A 19,940-nucleotide genomic window follows, 5' to 3' on the forward strand; every position below is an offset into this window, starting at 1 on the left:
GGCTACAGCGCGGTCCAGGCCGCGCATGCGGTTGCGCCTTGTGCCCCGCGCCGCAGGCCCATTGCGCGTGCGCTGTGCACCGTGTGTCTTGCCCTGCGGCCCGTGCGCCGTGCGTCCTGCCCGACGCCGCTCGCGTGGCCGGACCTCGGCATTCTCCGGCGGCCGGATGCACGTGATGGCCAACCCTCGGCGAGGAGCCCCTCAATTCCAGCGCGCTGCAACCCCTCGCCTCGCGCCACGGGGCCGCCTTGTGCGCCCGTGCACCACGCCTCGTGCCTGGTGCCTCGTGTCCTGCGGCCCAGCGCCCGTGCCCCGGGCCCCTCGCGTGGCTGGACCCGGGCATCCTCCGGCGGCCGGATGTTCGTGATGGCAACCCATCTGCGGGAGCCCCCTCGGCTCCAGCGCCTTGCACCCCTCGCCCCGCGCATCCTGATCGCAACGGAGTCCGCAGTCACGCTGCCGCCCCACTGACTCAAGCAATCAACATTTTCACCGCCCCGATGTCCGAGAATGGTCTCCGGCTCCGACGTTCCATTACGAGCGACGCCACCGGGGCGGCCGACGACGAGGAGTGACGATGAAATACATGATCCTGAGCTACGGCTCGCAGGAGGATTACGACGGCATGGCGGGCAAGGCGTCCGGCAAGCCCGCTTGGACGGCCGAGGAGTTCGCGGCCATGGTCCAGTTCATGACCGACTTCAACAAGCGACTGGCCGAATCCGGCGAGCTGGTGGAGACGCGCGGCTTGGCCGAGCCGGTGCATACCCGGCGGATCGGCGGCTCGGGCACGGCGTTCGTCACCGACGGACCGTACGCGGAGACCCAGGAGGTGCTCGCCGGCTACTGGATCGTCGAGTGCGAGAGCTTCGACCGCGCCACCGAGATCGCCGCCGAGCTGGGCCGCTGCCCCGCGCCCGCGCACCTCGCCGACACGGCCTACGCGGATGTGCGGCCGATCTCCGAGGCGGCCCCCGATCACGGCTGACGTGCCGGACAGCCGAGTGGCCGACCTGCTGCGTTCCGCGGCGCCGCAGGTCTTGGCCGCGCTGGTGCGGCGCTACGGCCATTTCGACTCCGCCGAGGACGCGGTGCAGGAGGCGCTGCTCGCCGCCGCGACGCAGTGGCCGACGCAGGGCGTTCCCGACAATCCCACGGCCTGGCTGATCACCGTCGCCTCGCGACGATTGACCGATCTGTTGCGCAGCGAGCAGGCTCGCGAACGGCGTGAGGCGCAGGCCGCGCGGTGGGTGCTGCCGCAGGATTGGGTGACCCCGCCCGCCGACCGGCGCGCGACCGACTCCGACGACACGCTGATCCTGCTGTTCCTGTGCTGTCACCCCGCGCTCTCGCCGCCGTCGCAGGTAGCGCTCACCCTGCGCGCGGTCGGCGGCCTGACCACCGCCGAGATCGCCCGCGCCTTCCTCGTTCCCGAGCCGACCATGGCCAAGCGCATCGGCCGCGCGAAGAAGACGATCAAGGACAGTGGTGTCCCCTTCGCACCGCCCGCCCTCGGCGAGCGCGACGCGCGCCTGACCGCGGTGCTGCACGTGCTCTACCTGATCTTCACCGAGGGCTACGCCGCCACCTCCGGCGACAGCCTGCACCGCGTCGAATTGTCCACGGAGGCAATCCGACTCACCCGCCTGCTGCACCGGCTGCTGCCCGACGACGCCGAGGTGGCCGGCCTGCTCGCGCTGCTGCTGCTCACCGACGCCCGCCGCGCGGCCCGCACCGGACCGTGCGGTGAACTCGTCCCGATGCAGGAGCAGGACCGCGCACTCTGGCACGCCGAGTCCATCATCGAGGGCATAGCGCTCATCACCGCGACCCTGCCGCGCGGCGTCCCCGGCCCGTATCAACTGCAAGCCGCCATCGCCGCGCTGCACGACGAGGCGCCCAGCTACGCCGAGACCGATTGGCCGCAGATCATGCTCCTCTACGATCGTCTGCTCGCCCTCGCCGACAACCCGATGATCGCGCTCAACCACGCCGTCGCGGTGTCGATGGCGATCGGCCCCCACGCGGGTTTGCGGCTCGTCGACGACCTCGCGACCGACGCGCGCATCGCCGACGACCACCGCCTGCACGCCGTGCGCGCCCACCTTCTGGAGTCCATCGGCGACCCCGCCGCCGCCCGCGAAGCGTATCTGCTTGCCGCGCAACGGACTATGAGCCTGCCGCAGCAGCGCTACCTGAACGCCCGCGCCGCCCGCCTCGACCGGTGACCGACCCACGGATCCGTCACCGGTCGAGGTCGACCGGGTGATCACGCCTGTCACCGATCCGCCCGGTCGGTGCTACACGCTGAGCTTCAGCAGCAGTTCACTGAGCTCGACGGGCATGGTGATCATGCAGTCGTGGCCGGTCGGTAACTCCCACACTTGGGCGGGAGAACCGTTGGGCTGCAAAGGAACTGGTCGTCGGGTGATGCCCGCCGGACTCGGGCCGACGCAATGAATATGCGTGCGCGGGACGGTGTTGAGGGCCGGGTTGTCCATGCGCACCGGTTGCTGAAGGCAGCGCACCGGTTGATCCGAGAGCATCCCGCGCAGCCAGGCAACGTCGACCGGGTCGGTGACCCCGAACAGGCCGAAGGGTGGTGGCAGCTCCGGCATCGGCGGCACCCGCCAGCCGCTGTCGGACCGCTCGGCGAGATCGATCAGATCTCGAGTGACAGGGAGGACGTCGACCGCGGTCTCGCCGTCGCGCGGGACCATCGCGTCGAGGTAGACCAAATGCCCGATCCGGTCCGGAACCCGGTTGGCCGCAGCGGAAATGACCAGTCCCGCGTAGCTGTGCCCCACCAGGATCACCTCGGTGAGATCTTGCTCGTCGATCAGCGAGACGATGTCCTCGACGTGCGTGTCGAGCCCGACCTCGGGGCCGAGCAGATGCGCCTTGTCGCCGTAGCCGGTGAGCGACGGCGCGAGCACTCGGTGTCCGGCCGACTCCAGCAGCGGCACCACTCGCTCCCAGCACCGTCCACTGTGCCAAGCGCCGTGGACCAGCAGAAATGTTGACATGATGTCCTTCTTTCGAGGCGAGCTACGCGCGAAACAACTACGGTTACCGTTCGTAACCCGGTACTGTTCAAGAACCGCAATCAATGGTGATCGCTCGATATGCCCAGAGCAATAAGGCACATTTCCGTGCCCCGGTTCCCCGGAGGTAACCATGACCACGAGCAGGCCTGTGCCGCAGGACGTTACGTGCCGAACCCGGGTGGTGCTCGACATCGTCGCCGGCAAGTGGTCGTTGCTGATCGTGCGCAATCTCCGGCACGGTCCGCGCCGCTTCACCGAGCTCAAACGAGACATCGACGGGATCAGCCAGCGCATGCTCACCGTCACACTGCGCGACCTGGAACGCGACGGAATCTTGACCCGCACCGTGCACAACGTCATGCCACCCCACGTCAGCTACGAGCTCACCCCGATGGGCAGGACGCTGCGCGAAGCCACCGCGCCACTGCTGGAGTGGAGCGTCGCCCACCTCACCCACATCGACGCCGCCCGCGCGGAATACGATGCCCGCGCCGACACCGGCCAACCCGGTCGAAGTGGCCGCGCCTGACCCGGCCCGCATCGATCGTCGACGCCCGGAAGTCGGCGTAAGTCGTTCTCCACCAAGCGGTTCGGATAGCGCTCGTCAAGGTCCAGAAGCCGGCCCAAGTCGTTGACATCGGTGCGCTCTCACGCCGCTCTGTGGTGATCGCGAAACATGCCCGCCCGAGCACAGTGCGCCACGTCTCTCTCGGCATGCTTCCCAACTGAACCGACAAAATGTAGGTTACATATTCGGGCGTGGTGGGTTCGCGTGCGGCACGGTTCCTGCGGCAGTGGTACCCGTCGCTGCCGTTCACCATCGCCGGTCGTGATCTCGACCGCGCACGACGGGTGGCTGCATCGCAGCACCTATCTGCTGCACCCGCGGGGGGCAGGGGCCGTTGACCTCGCTCGGTGTCGCGCTGGGGGTGGAACGCCTGCTCGAGCTCGACGGCGCGACCCCACCCGGTCCCGGCGTCCATACCCCCGAAGCGCTGTTTTCCTCGACCTATGTGGTGGGTCGCATGCTCGAGACGGGTGCGGTCTTCCTCGACGACGCCACCGGTGACCCGGTCGAGGAGTTGCCGGCGGCGACGATGACATAGCTTGTCGCCCAACGTAATCGGCATCGCGTGCGCCGCGCACCGGGGGCGCTGGATGCCGAAAGCGTGCGGGTGCGCCCGCCAGTTGACTGCTTCAGCCGGTCGCGGTGATGTCGAGGCCGGCGAGGATGAGACCGGTCAGCGCGTCGGTGGCCTCGGTGAGGGTGGCGCGGCCGCGGATCAGCTCGGCGCCGAGGATCTCGGCGGCGCCCATCACCGCGAAACAGCGCAGCCGCAGAGTCCGCGCCGACAGGCGGGTGTGGCCGGCGATGGCGGCGCTCATCATGTCCGCGAATCCGTCGCACAATTCGAGTTCGACGGGCTCGAGTTCAGGGCTGCCGCGCAGCGCCGAGGCCACGGCGGTCCACTCGGAAACCTCCGTCAGGCACGTGAAGTAAGCCGTGCTCAACGCCTGGGCCAGCTCCTGCGGGTCCGCGTTCGCCCGCGCCAAGGCTGTGCTGGTCATCTCGCGTAGCCGATCGGCGAGCCGACGGTAAAGCGCGAGCAGCAACCCGGGCCGGGTGCCGAAGTGGTCGTACACCACCGGGCGGCTGACTCCGGCGGCTTCGGCCAGGGTCACCAGGGACAGTTGGTCGGTGCCGTGCGCCCGCACGATCGACAGCGCGGCATCGAGCAGCTGCTCGCGCCGCTCTTGGCGGGACAGCCGGGGCGTGGTCGGCAAAATTCTCGTCCTCTCTTGCGCTCGACCCACAGCGTACTCTACAAACTGTAGGTTACATTTTGTAGGCAACGGAGATCTGGAGAGGTGTCGCGATGACAGTGGATTGGCGCAGTGCGCGCGCGGCGATGTCGGGGCGGTTGGTCGATGCGTGGCTGCGGGTTCCACCTGCCACGATCGCTGTCCCGCAGGAAACACGGGACATGACCATTCCCATGCCCGACGGGGCCGAACTGCTCGCCGACCGGCTGCGCCCACCGGGAGAAACGCCGCTGCCGGTGGTACTGATCCGCAGTCCCTACGGCCGCCGGGGAGCGTTCCTGGCCTCACACGTCGTCCTGCCGGTCAGGCGGTAAGGGGTACGGGGCGGTATCGCGAGAAGACAACTGCCGCTTGGCAATTGACCGGCAGTGCGTCTCGGAAGGCGCATGCTGAACGCCCGCTCATCATGCCGAGGGTGTTCACCGCCGGACTTCTCGGACGCGCGGAACGTGCCTCAGGCAGTCAGCTGTTCTCTGGCGCACCTCAGGAAGGCCGCCACCAGACCGGAATCCTCGGTGCGCGTCGCGAGGACGACGCGGCTCGGTGCGACTCCGTGTAGCGGGATCACCGCGAGGTCTGTTCGGGTGGTGTTGACATGGCTGCGGGTGGCGACGGCGAGAGTATCCCCGGCGGCCACGAATTCCCAGGTGTCGTCGAGGGTGTTCATCGCGGGGCCGGCGGGCGCGGGCCGGCCGTCCGGTCGGGGTTCGAGACGCCAGAAGGCGGATGTCGCGAGCCCTGTTCGGCCACGGCGTCTACGCGGTCGCCTTCACCCATCCGGTCGTGCCCCGGGGCGCGGCGCGCATTCGCGTCCAGGTCTCGGCCGCCCACTCGGACGCCGAGATCGCCTGCTGCGTCGAGGCATTCGTGCGTGCCCGGCGCGACGTCGCGGCCGATGGTCACACCGGGACGGGCCGATGAGCGAGGCGCCGATACGGTGGCCGGGCGGCAAGCAGGCGGCGGTCATCATCACCGTGGCCGTGGAGCTGTGGTCACCGGGCCACTGGCCGGTCTACGCCCCGATGGCCGCGGCGTGGCCACTGCCGGGAGTGCTTGATACACACAGTGTTTCCTGGTCCGAGTACGGCGCCACCACCGGGGTGTGGCGGCTGCTCGACATTCTGCGTCACGTGCCCGCCACCTTCGGCGCCAACGGCCTTGTGGCCGAGAGGTTTCCGCAAGCGGTCAAGGCCGTGCACGACGCCGGGCACGGGATCGCCGCGCACTCCTACGCGCAGGATGTCATCCCGGCCCTGCTCGACGTTCGCGCCGAACGCGAGAACATCCGCCGATGCACCGCGATCCTCGGCGACCTGACCGGCGTGCGCCCCATCGGCTGGATGAGTCCCCGGGCCTCGGGCACGACGAACAACCCCGATCTGCTGGCCGAGGCCGGATACCTGTGGTCCGGTGACTACAACGACTACGAACTACCGCGAGTCCTGACGACCCGGCACGGCCCGCTCGTCGCGATCATGCACAGTGCGCTGTCCGACATTCGCGGCGCAGCCGGACCCCGCGACTACCTGGACAGCCACGTCGACCTGCTGAACGACGTGCTCGACGCGCCCGGCGCGGGGATCTACAACCTGACCGTGCACGCACACGTCGGCGCCAGGCCGCTGCTGTCCGGCATGTTCGTCCGGATCCTCGAGCATATCGAGTCGGTGAGCGACAAAGTGTGGCTCGCAGCGCACCGGCAGGTCGCCGAACACATTGTCAGCCAACAGAATTCAGAAGGGAGCTGTGCCGATCATGGTTGATACGCTCGTCATCGGCGGCACCGGCGCGATGGGCAGCGCGGTGGTCCACCGACTGCTCCGCACTCCCGGCGACACCGTCGCCGTGCTCACCCGCAAGCCTCGCGCGGACAAGGCCGCGGATCTGCTGGCGCGTGGAGGCAGCCGGATCCGCACCGTTCAGGGCGATCTGGACGACGCCGACAGCGTCCGCGCGGCCGTCACCGGCATGGAGCAAGTGTTCTGCAATACCGACTTCTGGTCCGGCGCAAGCGTTCTCGGCGAATATCGGAGGGGGATCACCGTGCTGGAGGCCGCGCGGGCGGCCCGGGTCGAACGGTTCGTCTGGTCCTCACTGGACAGCGCCGTGACCCTCACCGGCGGATCCATCCCGGTGCCGCACCTCGACGCGAAAGCCGCCGTGGCGGCGCACATCAACATGCTCCGATCCGATGAGACGATGCGTGAGGTCGACGACGGCTGGTACAGCGACCACGTGTCGATCCTGACGACCTCGCCCTACTTCGAGAATCTGCGAGCGCGCCTCGCGCCACAGCGCCACCCGCTCCCCGACGGACGGTCCGGGCTGTTGTTCTCCCTCCCGTTGGGATCGGGCAGGTACCCGCTGATCGGGCTGGACGACATCGCGTGGTTCGCCGACTTCATGCTCCAGAACTGGCAGAGCTGGGGTGCCCGCGACCTCGCCGTCGCAGCGGACAGCCTGACCGGTGACGAGATAGCCGCCACCTTCGAGCAGGTGACGGGCACCCCGTGCCGATACCGCCCGATTCCGCCGGACGATCTGCGATCCTCGATGCCCGGCGTCGGCCACGACTACGCGGCCATGTTCCGCTTCTTCCAAACACGCGACATCCTCGGCCTCGATCGAAACCTAACGCACCTGCGCGAACTCCACCCGGTGTTGATGACCTTTGAAGACTGGCTCCGCGCCACGGCATAGGTTGTGGCGCAAATATTCTTAACTGGTTCTCCCCGCACAAACCGATGCTGTCGCGGCCACTGTCTCGCTCTCGCCGTCAGCCGCTTCGAACTCCGCCTCTACGACTCCGTGGGCAACGGTCTTCACCACAGCAGAAAGATCGCCTCCTGGCCCACCACATAGCCGATGACCACCGCGGCCACACCGCCGAGCGCCACCACAGGCCAGGACTTGCCGCGCCACCGAAGTGTCACCACCACGAGTGTGGTGAGCACGAGAATCCCGATGAGCAGAGCTACAGCAGGCGTGTGATCAGTCTGCATAGGGTAGTAGACAATTTCATCATCGGACTCCACGCTAGTCGAATCGGCTCATCGGAATTCGATGTTTCATCGAGCTGGGCTGCCACGCCGCCGAGGTGCGGCGACCGCCGTGATCGAGGGGGTAGCGCCGGACGCCACGGAGCACGGGTTCCCCGGACTTTACTGGAACACCTTGGAAGACAGCCCAGCTCGCGCGCTATATGACAACCTAGGCAGGGCTTCAGCAGGGGCTCGTTCACTACACGTACCGACCCGATGCCGGCACTCGACGCGTGACCACGCGGTAACGCCTCGTTCCGGACGGTCAAGTTGACCAAAGGCGTTGGCGGACAACCTATCTCGCGAGCATCCGATGACGCCGTCCTCGGTTTGCCTGACATCGATCCGCGCGACAGCCTCGTAACAGGTAGCGTTCGGGGTGGCAGGCGAGCGTGAACGTGTCGCCGACTCGGTGCAGCTCCTGACGGAAAGGCGTGGGGGAGCGCGGTGCTGCGGCGTCTCGGTCTCGGCTCAATGGTCGATGCCGGGGAGACTGACCGGATCAGAGTCCGGTGGGATGTTCTGGGCCCCGCGAAGGTGCGGACTCGGTGGCACCGGGCTGCGCGGTTCACGGTCGCCGGCCAGATCTCCGCCTTCTGGCTCGTCGGGGGCCGGTATTGGGAACACTCGGGTCGACAACAATCTTGACCCGGGAGGCCCGCAGACTACCTTCCCTGCTGCCGCCTGGTATGCCGTCTTTCCCGCCTCGCACCGCATTCTCTCGTGGCGGCCGTCGGGAAGTACACGCAGGTAGTAGGGGCTGACACCATCGGGCTGCAGTGTGTAATCGCCAGGTTCCGGGTTGTGTGTCATACCTCGGAATTGTGACACCTCAATCGCATGGTCGAAACGTATGCGCCCGCCCTGAATTGTGACACCCCAATCGCACGGTCGGAGCTTGTGCGCCCGCCCCGGTCGGCGATGTCTATCACTCGATGGTGGTCGAAGTTCCCCCGGTGCCTTCTGCGCCGACGAAAGTGCTGCTAGGCAAGCCTGTCCGGCGACGGGACAGGCTTGCCTCCCAGGCAACGGTGGGTCAGCGATAGGACCCATCGGTCAGATCCGAGATGACATCGGGACCCTCGGGCTGCCAGTTCAACTGCTCGATTCCGGCCTGTCCGGTGATGGTCTGGCTCAGCGCCAGGGCGTCGGCGAAGGGCGTGCCCAGTTCGGCTCGGGCTTCCTCGAGGGGCCAGATCTCGGTGTCGCCGGTGACACCGGCGGCCTGGGCTGCGGCCGTGGCCAGGTCGGTGACCGGGACGGCGGGCTGGCTGATGCCGTGCCAGATCGAGCCGGCCGGAGCCGCGTGCACGACTTTCGCGAACAGATCGGCCAGGTCGTCGAGGTGGACCATGGGCCACACGACCGACTCGTCGGCGACGACCACCGGGGCCTCGTGCTTGCGGGCCAAATCGACCAGCAGGGCGGGAATTCCGCCGCCGCGCCCGTGGACGATGCCGGGGCGGACGACGGCCGCGCGGACGCCGGCGCCGGCGAGCGCGAGGACCTGGCGTTCGATCTCGGGACGGTACCCGACGATGGGAATCGGGTTGGTGGGCGAGGTTTCGTCGGCACCGTCGGTCGCGCCGAGCACCCAGACTCCGCTGGTGTAGACGAACGGCTTGCCGGTGCCGCGCAGCGGATCGGTGAGCGCGGCGACCGCGGCCGCGTCCACGGCGGCATCGCCGCTGGGAGTCGCCAGATTGACGACGGCGTCGATATCGGGGGTGACCGCGGCGGTCAGCGACGCGGGATCGGCGAGATCTCCTGTGCGCGTCTCATACTCATGCGCGCCGGTGTCCGCGCCGGGACGCTCGAGTGCCACGATCTCGTCCCCGAGGGACGAGAGGCGTTCGGCGACAGCGGAACCCACATATCCCCTGGCCCCGATGAGTAGTACTCGCACGACATCTCCTCCTGTTTGCAGCAGCCGTTCAGGGCTAACCGGCCTGAGAGATACCCCCGTACCGTATTACATCGGCTCGGACTCGATCAACCGCTCGCCGGTGAGGATCCGCGTGACTCCCTCCCGATAGGTGGTGACTTGGAAGTCGGGAAAGCGGGCCGCGAACTTCGAGCTGTCGAAGATGTTGTCGTCGCGGTAGCGGTCGAGGAGTTCGTACATCTCGTCGAGCGGCTCGACGAGGTGGCGCCCGAGGCGGAAAGCGAGCATCGGCAGGACCGTGTAGCCGATCTTGCGGCCGGTGACCTCGCCCGCGATCTCGATGAGCTGGGCGTAGGTCTGGCGGTTCGGGTCGGTCGGTAGGTGCCACGTCTGGCCGTAGGCATCCGCGGTGTTGCCGAGCAGGGCCAGCGCCCGGCTCGCGGCGGGGGTCCAGATCAGGGAGCGCTCGGTGTGGGCGTTCACCGGGACGAACGGCCGCTTGCCCGCCCTGATCCGGTCGAACACCAACGAATTCGTGTAGCTCTTGGTCGAGCCGGGTCCGTAGAACTCGGGGGCGCGGCCGATGAGGCCTTGAACCCGATCGGCCCGCACGGCCTCGAGCAGCATGGTGGCGAGCTCGCCGCGGACACGTCCCTTGCGACCGTTCGGTGCGAATGCGGTCGACTCGGTCTGCGGCGCCGACGTTCCGGGATACATGTAGGTGTTGTCGAAGAAGACGAGCTTTGTTCCGTGTGCGGCGCAGGCGTCGATGACGTTGCGCATGATGACGGGGAATTGACGCTCCCACAGCTCCGAGTTCAGGGGCAGGCCGACGGTGAGGTAGGCGATCTGGCTGCCCGCGACGGCGCGGCCGGTGGCCTCGGCATCGGTGAGGTCCGCGGCTACGAGTTCATCGGTGTCGTTGATCTGCGCCGGCTTGCGGCTGACGAGGCGAATGTCCTTGGTGTGGTTGCGGTGGAGCTCTTTGACGAGCTCGTCGGCGATCGGTCCGCCGGCGCCGAGGACGGTCTGCATGTGGTCTCCTCGCGGTGATGGGGCGGTGTCGACGTCGGCTCGGTGACGAGCAGCGTCGTGCCACCCGAGGGCTATGCGGTCCACCACCGTGGCCCGGGGTGTGGACCAACGTTGGTCGAACTCGGGGACATATGGTCGCTGGTGCGGTTGTCGGCGTGTCGCAGAGGCCGACGCGAAGGTGCGATCGGTGATGCCGTCGACGGCAGCGCATCGTCGCCCAGGGGTGACGAAGGCCGGACGGTTCCTCCGGGGAGTGCGCTATGTTTACAGTGCTAACACAGCGTAGAAGGGCAAAGTGAGCAATGTCAACATCGGAGAAGGGCAGCTACCATCACGGCGACCTACGGACAGCGCTGCTGTCGGCCGCGATGGAGATGCTCGAGGCCGGCGAGCCCTTCTCGCTCCGCGCGGTCACGCGGAGGGCCGGCGTGTCGCAGACGGCGCCGTATCGCCACTTCAAGGATCGCGACGCACTGGAGTCCGCGCTGGCCGTCGAGGGCTTCCGGGATCTGCTGGCGGACCTGGGCCAGGGCGGCAACCCGCCCGCCTCGCTCCAGGATCTGGCCGAGTTCGCGGTCGCCTACGTCGCCTTCGCGCTGCGGCGCCCGGCACTGTTCCGCGTGATGTTCGGCAAGCCGTGCGACGATGCGGACGACGAGCGGGCCAAGGCCGCCGATGCTCTGCACGAGCTGCTGGCCGACGCGCTCGATCAGGTTTTCCCCGAAGCGGACTCCTCGGCCCTGGCGTCGGCCGGCTGGGGGCTCGCGCATGGGCTGGCCTGCCTGTACCTCGACGGCAAGCTGCACGCGGCGTCGAGCGATGAGGTCGCCGAGCGGGTGCGCAGTGCCTTCCTCGCGATCGCCTCGGTCGGCTCCTGAGCGCCGCGCCTCGCAACGCGCGTTGTTGACAGTGCTCACATGCCGTGCCATCCTCGGTGTTGACACCGCTTACATTGGAGGAGAGCGTCGATGGCATCGACCGGCAAGCTGGCCGACGGGACCGTAGAGGTCGACCTCGGCGGGCGTCTCGTCACCGTCCCGGAAGGCGGCCTCTACGACCGGTTTCGGATGAACACCGACCTCGACGAGGTCGCGCGGGACCCGAGGGTCAGTAGCGTCGACTTCTTCCGCCGGATGCCGAAGACTCGCGTGGACTCCCGCATCGGACCCACACTCACGCCGAACTTCTACTACCGCATCTCCACTACCCGGCTCACGATGCTCGCGCCGACGAAGGCGATCCGGACTCGCCTGCCACAGGAGCTGGATCCGCTCGAGATCGCCCCGGGGCTCGGGCTCGTCTCGGTGATGGCCTTCCGATACGACGTGTGCGACATCGACTTCTACACCGAAGCAGACCGCCCGGCCCACCGGCGCGCACGTCTCGACCCTGACCTCCTACACCACGATCGACGGTGCCTGGCACGCCACGACCAGTCAGATCAACATGCTCTCCTCGGGCACCACGCGATTCCCTCGCCGCCTGAATCTCCAACTCGGCGAGGGCCGGATGAGCGAGAACCTGCGCTCGCTGAAACCGATCCGGACGATCCAGCTCGACGTCACCACCGAAGGCCAGCTTGCCCTGCACATGCCGGTGCCCACCTCCGTCCAGGATCGGAGCTGAGATGCCCACCAAGCGTGTTCTCCACGTCGTCACCAACGTCGGCCACTACGACGACCCGTCGCACGCGACTGGGCTGTGGCTCTCCGAACTCACGCACGCTTGGCGCGTGTTCGACGAGGCGGGCTTCGAGCAGACTTTGGTCAACCCGGCGGGCGGCCCCTCGCCGCTCGAGCCGCGGGCGCTGAAGTTCCCCAGTTACGACAAGACCGCGAAGGCCTGGCGCGCCGACCCGGCGAAGATGGAGCTGCTCGCGACCACGAAGCGCCCCGAGGAGATCGACTCCGCCGACTTCGACGCCGTCTACTTCACCGGCGGCCACGGCGTGATGTACGACTTCCCCGATTGCGAAGGCCTGCAGCGCATCACCCGCGAGATCTACGAGCGAGGTGGGGTCGTGTCCTCGGTCTGCCACGGCTACTGCGGGCTGCTCGACACCCGGCTCTCCGACGGCTCCTACCTCATCGCGGGCAAGCACATGACCGGTTTCGCCTGGCGGGAGGAGGTGTTTGCCCGCGTCGACAAGCTGGTGCCCTACAGCGCCGAGGAGCGCGCGAAGCAGCGCGGGGCGCTCTACGAGAAAGCGAAGCTTCCGTTCGTGTCCTACACCGCCGTCGACGGCAACCTCGTCACCGGCCAGAACCCGGGCTCGGCCAAGGCCACGGCGCGTAAGGTCGTAGAGGTCCTCGCGGGCGACACATCGCAGGCTCGCCCCTGAAACGCGTTCGTTCCGTGGAACACTGCGGTCGAGGCCGACGCGATTCTCGTCGGAGATTCGGTTTGCGGGGCTTACAGCATCAATTGCTGTGGCGCGCAGCGGTATTCGGGCCATGGTGCGGGAAAGCCGAACTGCGGAAATGACGTCTCAGTTCACCGCGCGCCCGCGAATTTCGTCCCCGACATCTGGACCTCCGCATCTACAGTCGAGCCGATTTCGACGCGATCGCCGATGAACCCAACGCGCGCCCTCGGCAAACCCTCGGATTCCGCACACCATCACAAGTACTCGAAGAGGTGTTGCGTTGACCGCCTGAGCCCGCACCGCATATCGCGCGTTGCCAGTGAAAGGTGTTCTTGTCCTCGTGACGGCGAGGGTGGTCGGCCACATCGGCGATGGGCCGTCGACCTCCGGGTGAGTGTGTCGGTGGCGGCCGGAATACTCGACGCGTTGTCGCACCACGAACCAGCACCAGGAGGAATCCGCATGCCTCGCGAGCTCGAAGACCTGCCCTACGCGCGCCATCTCACGGCACCGGAGGGGGAGTTGGAGCCCGAGGGCGATTACGACTGTGTGCATTTCGACGACGGCGAGTTCGACGAGGTGGACGCGCAGAACGCTCGGTTCGGCGAGTCCGCCTTCACCTCGGTCGCGTTTCATCGAGGCAGCATGCGGTACAGCAGGTTCGCCGATGTGTGGCTGCGCAATGTCCGCTGGGTCGGCACCGAGCTCGCCGACACCGGGTGGCTCGACGGCGAGGTGATCGCCGGGGCCATGTCCGGCGTCGATCTGGCCGGCTCGCGCCTGCGCCGCGTGCGCTTCGAAGGGTGCAAGTTCGACTCGGTGAACTTCCGCACCGCGCAGTTGCGCGAGGTGTCCTTCGTCGAATGTGTGCTCAGGGACTGCGATTTCGGCGACGCCACCCTCACCGATGTGACCTTCCCCGGCTCCACCCTGGAGAGCCTGATCCTGAGCCGGGCGAAACTGACCAAGGTCGACCTGCGCGGCACCCGCACCGTCGACATCACCGAAGGCCTGGACGCCCTACGCGGCGCAACCATCGACCACGGCCAACTGATGGAACTGGCCCCCGCCCTCGCCCGCCACCTCGGCATCCTCCTACGAGACTAGGGCAAGTCGAGCAGAGTCATATGGTGCCTGAAAGATCTTGGGCAGCAACCATTCGACTCTGCTCGATGAACGCGCGCATTTCCGCGGCGGTGCGCGGCCCGGTCAGGTCCGCCTGCGGCGGTGAGGTGCGAGCAGTTCGTGGATGATCCGGGCGGCGCCCCAGGTGTCGAGGCCATGGGCGATCACGCTGAACAGATCCCAGACGCGCAACAGCTGTGCGTGGTCGCGCCATCCGTCGCACGGTGGGGTGAGGTCTTCGTAGACGGCGAAGAACCGGTCCGAAGCCGGTGGTCGGGGTTGGCACCATAGTGCGGCCAGGTCGATTTCGGGCCAGCAATAGGACACCGCGGGGTCGATCAGAGCGGGCTTGCCGGTGCTGTCCGTGAGGATGTTCCCGGGCCACATGTCGCCGTGGGTCAGCGATGGCGGGTGGGGTGGGATGAGCTCGGGGAGCGCAAGACACAGTCGTTCGATGGCCCGGCGTTGGTCTCGGTCGAACTCCTCCCGCACCGGCTTCTCGCGCAGCCACCGCAGGATCCTGTGCTGCGCGTAGAACTGGTAACCGTCTGTCTCCCAAGCGTTTTCCTGCCGCATTCGGCCGTGCCAGCCATCGCGGTGCCAGCCGAAGCGGTCGGTGACGGTGGAGGTGTGCAGTGCGGCGACCATGTGCGCGAGCTGTTCCCAGAACTGTTCGTCTTCGCCGCGGGGCTGTAGCGCTTCGAGGACGAGCAGCCGGGGCGAGACATGGGCGACGGCGGGGACGCGTACACCGCCGAGCTGTGCGAGGGCGGACAGCCCGGCGGCTTCGACCTCGAAGACGTCCGCGTCCGGCAGTGTCTTGGCGAAAACCCGGCTCCCGTCGCGCAATACCGCGACGCCGGCGATGCAGATGCATCCGCCCGCCATCTGTTCGAGCACCGTGACATCGAAGCCCGCCGCCGCTAGTTGGTCGGCGAGGACCTCCACCACCATTCCGGATGACCTACTGGGCGGCGCGGGCGATGGTGGCGGCGACGCCGTCGAGGACGAGTTCGAGCCCGAACTCGAAATCGTCCCGGCTGGGGTCGTCCGCCGTCGGCGGCGGCGCGGACTCGAAAAGTCCGGAGGCGAAGAGTTCGGCCGCGTCCGGGAAGCGCTCCGGATCGACCAGCCGGGCCATGTGGCGGCCGTAGTCGCGGTTGGTCTCGGATTCGTTGAGACCCGTTGTCCGCCTTCCCTGTTCGAGCTGCTGAGCGAGTAGGTCCGCTTGGCGCACGTACCCGCTGACCACCATGATCACGCCGACCTTCGTGCCGGTGTCGAGGCCGGTCGCCCGCATGGCGCGCAGACCCGCGTCCATCCAGCCGATGGTGCCCGGCCCGCTCGGCGGCCCGGCGATCGGCAGTTGGGTGAGCCAGGGTCGCCGCCGGTGCATCGACCAGAGCGCGTGGGCCCACTCGCGCAGCGCGGCGCGCCAATCCTCAACCGGCGCAGCGAAATCCGGGGGCGTACCGGTGCCGACGTCGCTCATGAGGACGAACAGCTCGTCCTTGGATCCGATGTGGCGATAGAGCGACATCGGTGTGACGCCGAGCTTTTCGGCGATCTTCGGCAGGGTGGCCCCGGTCAACCCGTCCTCGTCCGCGAGTTGCACGGCGGTTCGGACGACCTGGTCGACGTCGAGCCCCGCCGGGCGGCCGAGCCGGGGACCGGTGGGCAGCCGCCAGAGGCGAACCAGCTCACTCGGCGGGGTGTCGTCGGCCATCGTGCGTTTCGCCTCCTCGGTAGTCGTGCTCGAGCTGCCGAAACATTAGCATTCGTCTTATAGTATAAGTAATATACTAACCGGAAGCGAGAAGATCATGAACGACACCGTCATCAGACGCACCACCGGCGCGGCGGGCCTGGCCGCCACCGTCCTGCTGCTCGTCGAGCTGCCGCTCTACTTCGTCTACGGCGGCGCACCGCCGGACTGGAACATCCTCACCCGCAGCATGTTCGGGCTCATCGGCAACACCCTGCTCATGGTGTTCATGCTCGGCCTGCCGCACCTGCTCAAATCCCGCGACCCGGAGTACGCGTGGATCGGCTCGATCGTCGCGGCGGCCGGGCTGATCTGGCTGACGGTCAGCGCCGTCTCCACCTGCCTGGAGGTCGGCGCCGCCATCGCCGCCCCGGAGCCGATCGACCCCACGATCGCCGTCCCCGCTACCTACCTGCTCTACGGCTCGCTGACGAAACTGCTGCTCACCCTGTTCCTGACGGCGTTCGGTATCGCGATCGCGAGCACCGCCCTGCTGCCGCGCTGGACCATGTGGTCGGCCTTCGTTCTCGCCGCCATCCATGTGGCCTTCGTGCCGTCGATGTACTTCGGGAACGACCCCGCGAACTTCTACGCGGCCAATGGCTGGGGCACCACCGCGACAACCGGCGGAATGACCATTCTTTGGCTGCTAGCGGTGAGCGTCGCACTCCTGCGCACGTCGGCGAGCGACACCGCGCCGGCGCGGGTGCTCGAATCTTCGCCGTCGCGGTGATTCGTCCTCAGAAAATTCGCGGCACACGCGCGAACCGGCGAGTTGACCACTCGCCGAAAGGGTTTCCGGCAAACGCGGCGTTTCCGCCCGCGAACCGCTCGGCATTGATAGATTTCGCCAAGCCGTCTGGTACGGCGATTTCGACAGGAATGCGAGTACATGTTCGACGGGGAATTTCGCCGCGGCACCGCGGGCGTTCGCGCGCTGATCGCGCTCGCCGAGGAACGCGGAGTATCCGGTGCCGACTGCCTCTCCGGCACGATGCTGACGCCGGGCGATATCGAATGCACGGCCGAGCAGGAATTGCTTGTGGTGCGCAATGTGGTCGAACGCCTCGGCGCCGAGCCCGGACTCGGCGCGGCGGCGGGCGGCCGGGCCGAGCTGCCACCGTCCGGGCCGTGGGGGCTGGCACTGCTCAGCAGCCGCACCCTGGGTGACGCGGTCGATGTCGCGGCGCGTTATCTGGATCGCACGTCCATTTCCGGCCGCGTGATCGTCGAGGAAACAGCGAACACGACACGCGTGCGCTTCGATCGGTCGGAGTGCCCGCCGGATCTGCGAGCGTTTCTGGCCGAGCGAATACTGGCCGCCGTCAAGACAATCGGCGGCGAGATGTTCGAAACCGGAATTCCGCCCGCCCGAGTCGAATTCCGGCACGCCCCGCCCGCGAACCTCGGCCGTTATCGCGAGATCTTCGGCATGGAGCCTATTTTCGGCGCCGAGACCGACGCCATGACGTTCGACCGCCGCGCGCTCGACCTTCCGGCGCCGAAGATTCGCGAACGTGCGCGCGGCGCGTGCGCGCAGTTCTGCCGCGAACTGGTGGATCGGCAGCACACCCGCTCCGGCGTCGCGGGGGCGGTGCGCAATCTGCTCGTCCGCAACCCCGGCGCCATCCCCGACCAGATCGCGGTCGCCAATGAACTGTTCATGAGCCCGCGCACCCTGTCGCGGAGGCTCAACGAGGAAGACGTCTCCTTCCGCGGACTGCTCGACGAGGTGCGGCAGCTGATGTCGGAGCAGTTGCTCGTCCACACCGCCCTGTCCACCGAGCAGGTCGCCGCGCGCCTCGGCTATGCGGAGGCCGCGTCGTTCATTCGCGCGTTCCGGCGCTGGAAAGGGTGTCCGCCGCAGGAGTTTCGATTGCACCGGGACCGGGCGGGCGCGCCACCGCGGGCCGCCGTCGCGGCGGGCGTCCACTAGCGCGTGCCCTGGAATCAGGCTCGCACGGTGTGTTGACAGTGCCCACGAGCGGGATGCTGGAAGTATGCTGACATGTCGATCAGCGCTCCCGCTGTGCCGAATATGCCGAGAACCAACCGGCAGGCCGCGGTGTTGGCCGTCTGCTGCGCCGCCACCGCGATGGCGAGCATGGACACCGCTGCGGTCACCGTCGCACTACCCGCGATCGGCCGAGGGCTGCACGGATCGATGTCAGGGGCGCAATGGGTGGTCGTCGCCTACCCGCTGACCCTGGCCTGCCTGTTGACCCTGTCCAGTTCGCTCGCCGACCTGATCGGCCGCCGAGCCGTCTTCCAGATCGGCCTAACGATATTCGCCATGAGTTCGCTGGCGAGCAGTATCGCCCCTTCGATGGGCTGGCTGATCGCGTCGCGGGTCGCGCAGGCGGTCGGCGGGTCGATGCTCACGCCGGTCGCGATGGCGATCATCTCGGCGGTCTTCACCGATCCGGGGCAGCGGGTCAGGGCGATCGGGGCGTGGAGCGGATCGATCGTTCTCGGCTTGGCGGCGGGCCCGCTGGTCGGCGGATTCCTGGTCGACGCGGTCGGGTGGCCGGCGGTGTTCTGGATCAACGCGCCGATCGCGGCCGTCGCGCTCCCGCTCACCCGCCTGATCGTTCCCGAGTCGAGATCGAAGCGCCCGCCCGCGCTCGATCCGCTGGATCAGCTGCTGGTAAGCGGGGTGCTCGGCCTGCTGGTCTTCGCGATAACCGAAGGGCCACACCGGGGTTGGGCCTCCCCGGTGACGATCGGCTGCCTCGCCGGATCAGTCACCTGCCTCGCCGCGCTGCTGAGATACGCGCCGCGCCACCCACATCCGCTGATCGACCCGCGCCTGTTCCGGTCCGCCCCCTTCACCGGCGCGTTCGTGATCGCGATCCTCACCTCCGCCGCCATGGGCGGCTTCCTGTTCCTGAATACGTTCTACCTTCAAGAGATTCGGCAAGACTCGCCACTGGCGACCGGTCTCGCACTGACCCCCATGGCGCTCGCCATGCTCCTGTTCGGACCGATGTCGCGCAGGCTGATCGCCCGCCGAGGCGCCCGCCGCACGCTGACCGCTGGCGCCGTCCTCGCGACCACAGCAGCCGCAACCCTGACGGCCACCTTCAACGCAAACCCCTTGCCTCTCACCGTCTACGCCATATTCGGCGCGGGCCTCGGCCTCCTCCACACGCCGCTGACGGCAACCGCGACGGCGGGCCTGCCACCTCCGCAAGCAGCCGAGGCCGCGAGCCTGGTAGCCATGTCGCGCCAAATCGGCCAGACACTCGGCATCGCACTGATCGGCTCCATGATCGCGGCCCAGCCAGACGCCCTGACCTCATCCACGACCTTCCACCCACCCGCCCACCTGAGCTGGCTCACCATCACCACCCTGTGCGCCGCCACCTTGCTCATCACCCGAATAAGCACCGCCCCCAAACGAATCAACACCGTCCCCGACTGATTCCGCCCCGCCTTATGCTGATTCAGCACCGAGCCGGGGTGATCGGGCATCGCCACTGGATGATTCGGCGTCGCTCTTTGTGATTCGGCGTCGCCCTGGGTGACCAGGCAGTCCCCGAGGGATTCAGGACCGCCCGTTGGAGATTCGCGTCGCGCCCAGCTGATTCGGTGGTGGGCCTGCCGCTCGAGGACGCAGCCGCGGCGGCGAGCCTGACAGCTATGTCGCGCCGGATCGGCCAGCGGCTCACCGTAGCCAGTCATCGGCTCCAATGATCGCCGGCCCCAGGCAAAACCGCCCATCACTAGGTGGGTAAGCACGGCCCGTTGGTGATTCGGCCCGCGCCCGGCTGATTCGGCACGGTGCCAGGTGTTCGATCCTGCCGCGGACGCAGCCGCGGGCGGCGAGCCTGATAGCTATGTCGCGCGAGAT

At 67.8% G+C, this 19,940-nt stretch carries 22 protein-coding genes and 1 pseudogene; 15 read left to right on the top strand and 8 right to left on the bottom strand.

What is annotated here, in order from left to right:
- Positions 1 to 577: 577 nt before the first annotated feature.
- Both ON39_RS16835 and ON39_RS16840 read left to right on the top strand, forming a co-directional pair.
- On the top strand, positions 578 to 988 hold the full coding sequence (locus tag ON39_RS16835) for a YciI family protein (protein ID WP_040735179.1): 411 nt from the start codon (positions 578 to 580) through the stop codon (positions 986 to 988).
- A 1-nt stretch (position 989) separates the two neighbouring features.
- Positions 990 to 2,228: an RNA polymerase sigma factor gene (locus ON39_RS16840; protein WP_040735180.1), complete on the top strand. Its 1,239-nt coding sequence runs from the start codon at positions 990 to 992 to the stop codon at positions 2,226 to 2,228.
- Between the two features lie 72 nt (positions 2,229 to 2,300).
- On the opposite strand, the gene ON39_RS16845 is transcribed toward ON39_RS16840, so the two are convergent.
- The gene (locus tag ON39_RS16845) at positions 2,301 to 3,026 is read right to left on the bottom strand and encodes an alpha/beta fold hydrolase (protein WP_083894501.1); all 726 of its coding nucleotides are present in this window, start codon (positions 3,024 to 3,026) and stop codon (positions 2,301 to 2,303) included.
- Between the two features lie 151 nt (positions 3,027 to 3,177).
- Here ON39_RS16845 and ON39_RS16850 point away from each other — a divergent pair, with 151 nt between their 5' ends.
- Positions 3,178 to 3,576: a winged helix-turn-helix transcriptional regulator gene (locus ON39_RS16850; RefSeq protein WP_051186728.1), complete on the top strand. Its 399-nt coding sequence runs from the start codon at positions 3,178 to 3,180 to the stop codon at positions 3,574 to 3,576.
- 373 nt (positions 3,577 to 3,949) lie between these two features.
- Complete coding sequence (locus ON39_RS16855) at positions 3,950 to 4,153, top strand: hypothetical protein (protein ID WP_040735184.1); 204 nt, start codon at positions 3,950 to 3,952, stop codon at positions 4,151 to 4,153.
- 91 nt (positions 4,154 to 4,244) lie between these two features.
- Here ON39_RS16855 and ON39_RS16860 read toward each other — a convergent pair whose 3' ends face one another.
- On the bottom strand, positions 4,245 to 4,832 hold the full coding sequence (locus ON39_RS16860) for a TetR/AcrR family transcriptional regulator (protein WP_040735186.1): 588 nt from the start codon (positions 4,830 to 4,832) through the stop codon (positions 4,245 to 4,247).
- A gap of 92 nt (positions 4,833 to 4,924) precedes the next feature.
- Here ON39_RS16860 and ON39_RS48190 point away from each other — a divergent pair, with 92 nt between their 5' ends.
- Positions 4,925 to 5,185 (top strand): hypothetical protein, encoded by a 261-nt coding sequence (locus ON39_RS48190; protein WP_085998203.1) that lies wholly within the window; start codon positions 4,925 to 4,927, stop codon positions 5,183 to 5,185.
- A 140-nt stretch (positions 5,186 to 5,325) separates the two neighbouring features.
- Here the strand turns inward: ON39_RS48190 and ON39_RS16865 are convergent, their stop codons facing one another.
- Positions 5,326 to 5,538, bottom strand: coding sequence for a type 2 periplasmic-binding domain-containing protein (locus tag ON39_RS16865; RefSeq protein ID WP_040735187.1), 213 nt, complete (start codon positions 5,536 to 5,538; stop codon positions 5,326 to 5,328).
- 59 nt (positions 5,539 to 5,597) lie between these two features.
- On the opposite strand from ON39_RS16865, the gene ON39_RS16870 reads away from it, so the two are divergent.
- Genes ON39_RS16870 through ON39_RS16880 form a run of 3 tightly spaced genes read left to right on the top strand, consistent with a single transcriptional unit; the run spans position 5,598 to position 7,571 of the window.
- Entirely contained in the window at positions 5,598 to 5,792 is a 195-nt protein-coding gene (locus tag ON39_RS16870) for a hypothetical protein (RefSeq protein WP_040735188.1), read from the top strand.
- Positions 5,789 to 6,634 carry a polysaccharide deacetylase family protein gene (locus ON39_RS16875; RefSeq protein ID WP_040735190.1) on the top strand — a complete coding sequence of 282 codons (846 nt, stop codon included), beginning with the start codon at positions 5,789 to 5,791 and terminating at the stop codon, positions 6,632 to 6,634. The genes ON39_RS16870 and ON39_RS16875 overlap by 4 nt, the downstream gene beginning before the upstream one ends.
- On the top strand, positions 6,627 to 7,571 hold the full coding sequence (locus ON39_RS16880; protein ID WP_040735216.1) for an NmrA family NAD(P)-binding protein: 945 nt from the start codon (positions 6,627 to 6,629) through the stop codon (positions 7,569 to 7,571). The genes ON39_RS16875 and ON39_RS16880 overlap by 8 nt, the downstream gene beginning before the upstream one ends.
- 122 nt (positions 7,572 to 7,693) lie before the next feature.
- Here ON39_RS16880 and ON39_RS16885 read toward each other — a convergent pair whose 3' ends face one another.
- The 3 genes from ON39_RS16885 to ON39_RS16895 form a co-directional block, all read right to left on the bottom strand.
- The gene (locus ON39_RS16885) at positions 7,694 to 7,873 is read right to left on the bottom strand and encodes a hypothetical protein (RefSeq protein WP_146251340.1); all 180 of its coding nucleotides are present in this window, start codon (positions 7,871 to 7,873) and stop codon (positions 7,694 to 7,696) included.
- A gap of 1,075 nt (positions 7,874 to 8,948) precedes the next feature.
- Entirely contained in the window at positions 8,949 to 9,818 is an 870-nt protein-coding gene (locus ON39_RS16890; protein WP_040735192.1) for an NAD-dependent epimerase/dehydratase family protein, read from the bottom strand.
- A 66-nt stretch (positions 9,819 to 9,884) separates the two neighbouring features.
- Complete coding sequence (locus ON39_RS16895; RefSeq protein WP_040735193.1) at positions 9,885 to 10,832, bottom strand: NAD-dependent epimerase/dehydratase family protein; 948 nt, start codon at positions 10,830 to 10,832, stop codon at positions 9,885 to 9,887.
- Positions 10,833 to 11,134: 302 nt separating this feature from the next.
- On the opposite strand from ON39_RS16895, the gene ON39_RS16900 reads away from it, so the two are divergent.
- The 4 genes and pseudogenes from ON39_RS16900 (at position 11,135) to ON39_RS16915 (ending at position 14,304) form a co-directional block, all read left to right on the top strand.
- Complete coding sequence (locus ON39_RS16900) at positions 11,135 to 11,710, top strand: TetR/AcrR family transcriptional regulator (protein WP_040735195.1); 576 nt, start codon at positions 11,135 to 11,137, stop codon at positions 11,708 to 11,710.
- Between the two features lie 90 nt (positions 11,711 to 11,800).
- A pseudogene (locus ON39_RS16905) lies at positions 11,801 to 12,458 on the top strand (hypothetical protein).
- Between the two features lies 1 nt (position 12,459).
- Complete coding sequence (locus tag ON39_RS16910) at positions 12,460 to 13,173, top strand: type 1 glutamine amidotransferase domain-containing protein (RefSeq protein ID WP_040735196.1); 714 nt, start codon at positions 12,460 to 12,462, stop codon at positions 13,171 to 13,173.
- Between the two features lie 486 nt (positions 13,174 to 13,659).
- Positions 13,660 to 14,304, top strand: a complete 645-nt coding sequence (locus ON39_RS16915) for a pentapeptide repeat-containing protein (protein ID WP_040735198.1) — start codon at positions 13,660 to 13,662, stop codon at positions 14,302 to 14,304.
- Between the two features lie 102 nt (positions 14,305 to 14,406).
- Here the strand turns inward: ON39_RS16915 and ON39_RS16920 are convergent, their stop codons facing one another.
- Together ON39_RS16920 and ON39_RS16925 are read right to left on the bottom strand one after the other, a co-directional pair.
- Entirely contained in the window at positions 14,407 to 15,276 is an 870-nt protein-coding gene (locus ON39_RS16920; RefSeq protein ID WP_040735199.1) for a fructosamine kinase family protein, read from the bottom strand.
- A 10-nt stretch (positions 15,277 to 15,286) separates the two neighbouring features.
- Complete coding sequence (locus tag ON39_RS16925) at positions 15,287 to 16,048, bottom strand: TetR/AcrR family transcriptional regulator (protein ID WP_040735200.1); 762 nt, start codon at positions 16,046 to 16,048, stop codon at positions 15,287 to 15,289.
- 97 nt (positions 16,049 to 16,145) lie between these two features.
- Here ON39_RS16925 and ON39_RS16930 point away from each other — a divergent pair, with 97 nt between their 5' ends.
- The 3 genes from ON39_RS16930 to ON39_RS16940 all read left to right on the top strand — a co-directional run bounded on the left by ON39_RS16930 (position 16,146) and on the right by ON39_RS16940 (position 19,511).
- The gene (locus ON39_RS16930) at positions 16,146 to 16,820 is read left to right on the top strand and encodes a hypothetical protein (protein ID WP_040735201.1); all 675 of its coding nucleotides are present in this window, start codon (positions 16,146 to 16,148) and stop codon (positions 16,818 to 16,820) included.
- Positions 16,821 to 16,979: 159 nt separating this feature from the next.
- Complete coding sequence (locus ON39_RS16935) at positions 16,980 to 18,023, top strand: AraC family transcriptional regulator (protein WP_051186729.1); 1,044 nt, start codon at positions 16,980 to 16,982, stop codon at positions 18,021 to 18,023.
- A gap of 72 nt (positions 18,024 to 18,095) precedes the next feature.
- On the top strand, positions 18,096 to 19,511 hold the full coding sequence (locus tag ON39_RS16940; protein WP_083894502.1) for an MFS transporter: 1,416 nt from the start codon (positions 18,096 to 18,098) through the stop codon (positions 19,509 to 19,511).
- Positions 19,512 to 19,940 lie beyond the last annotated feature (429 nt).

It is taken from the genome of Nocardia tenerifensis NBRC 101015, assembly GCF_000308715.1.
Taxonomy (GTDB): domain Bacteria; phylum Actinomycetota; class Actinomycetes; order Mycobacteriales; family Mycobacteriaceae; genus Nocardia; species Nocardia tenerifensis.

What these genes read in the sequence shown, in the direction of transcription:
- ON39_RS16835 (WP_040735179.1), top strand. Translation starts at nt 578, where the DNA reads ATGAAATACATGATCCTGAGCTACGGCTCGCAGGAGGATTACGACGGC.
- ON39_RS16845 (WP_083894501.1), bottom strand. Translation starts at nt 3,026, where the DNA reads ATGTCAACATTTCTGCTGGTCCACGGCGCTTGGCACAGTGGACGGTGC.
- ON39_RS16850 (WP_051186728.1), top strand. Translation starts at nt 3,178, where the DNA reads ATGACCACGAGCAGGCCTGTGCCGCAGGACGTTACGTGCCGAACCCGG.
- ON39_RS48190 (WP_085998203.1), top strand. Translation starts at nt 4,925, where the DNA reads ATGACAGTGGATTGGCGCAGTGCGCGCGCGGCGATGTCGGGGCGGTTG.
- ON39_RS16865 (WP_040735187.1), bottom strand. Translation starts at nt 5,538, where the DNA reads ATGAACACCCTCGACGACACCTGGGAATTCGTGGCCGCCGGGGATACT.
- ON39_RS16870 (WP_040735188.1), top strand. Translation starts at nt 5,598, where the DNA reads ATGTCGCGAGCCCTGTTCGGCCACGGCGTCTACGCGGTCGCCTTCACC.
- ON39_RS16875 (WP_040735190.1), top strand. Translation starts at nt 5,789, where the DNA reads ATGAGCGAGGCGCCGATACGGTGGCCGGGCGGCAAGCAGGCGGCGGTC.
- ON39_RS16880 (WP_040735216.1), top strand. Translation starts at nt 6,627, where the DNA reads ATGGTTGATACGCTCGTCATCGGCGGCACCGGCGCGATGGGCAGCGCG.
- ON39_RS16885 (WP_146251340.1), bottom strand. Translation starts at nt 7,873, where the DNA reads ATGCAGACTGATCACACGCCTGCTGTAGCTCTGCTCATCGGGATTCTC.
- ON39_RS16895 (WP_040735193.1), bottom strand. Translation starts at nt 10,832, where the DNA reads ATGCAGACCGTCCTCGGCGCCGGCGGACCGATCGCCGACGAGCTCGTC.
- ON39_RS16900 (WP_040735195.1), top strand. Translation starts at nt 11,135, where the DNA reads ATGTCAACATCGGAGAAGGGCAGCTACCATCACGGCGACCTACGGACA.
- ON39_RS16910 (WP_040735196.1), top strand. Translation starts at nt 12,460, where the DNA reads ATGCCCACCAAGCGTGTTCTCCACGTCGTCACCAACGTCGGCCACTAC.
- ON39_RS16915 (WP_040735198.1), top strand. Translation starts at nt 13,660, where the DNA reads ATGCCTCGCGAGCTCGAAGACCTGCCCTACGCGCGCCATCTCACGGCA.
- ON39_RS16920 (WP_040735199.1), bottom strand. Translation starts at nt 15,276, where the DNA reads ATGGTGGTGGAGGTCCTCGCCGACCAACTAGCGGCGGCGGGCTTCGAT.
- ON39_RS16925 (WP_040735200.1), bottom strand. Translation starts at nt 16,048, where the DNA reads ATGGCCGACGACACCCCGCCGAGTGAGCTGGTTCGCCTCTGGCGGCTG.
- ON39_RS16930 (WP_040735201.1), top strand. Translation starts at nt 16,146, where the DNA reads ATGAACGACACCGTCATCAGACGCACCACCGGCGCGGCGGGCCTGGCC.
- ON39_RS16935 (WP_051186729.1), top strand. Translation starts at nt 16,980, where the DNA reads ATGTTCGACGGGGAATTTCGCCGCGGCACCGCGGGCGTTCGCGCGCTG.
- ON39_RS16940 (WP_083894502.1), top strand. Translation starts at nt 18,096, where the DNA reads ATGTCGATCAGCGCTCCCGCTGTGCCGAATATGCCGAGAACCAACCGG.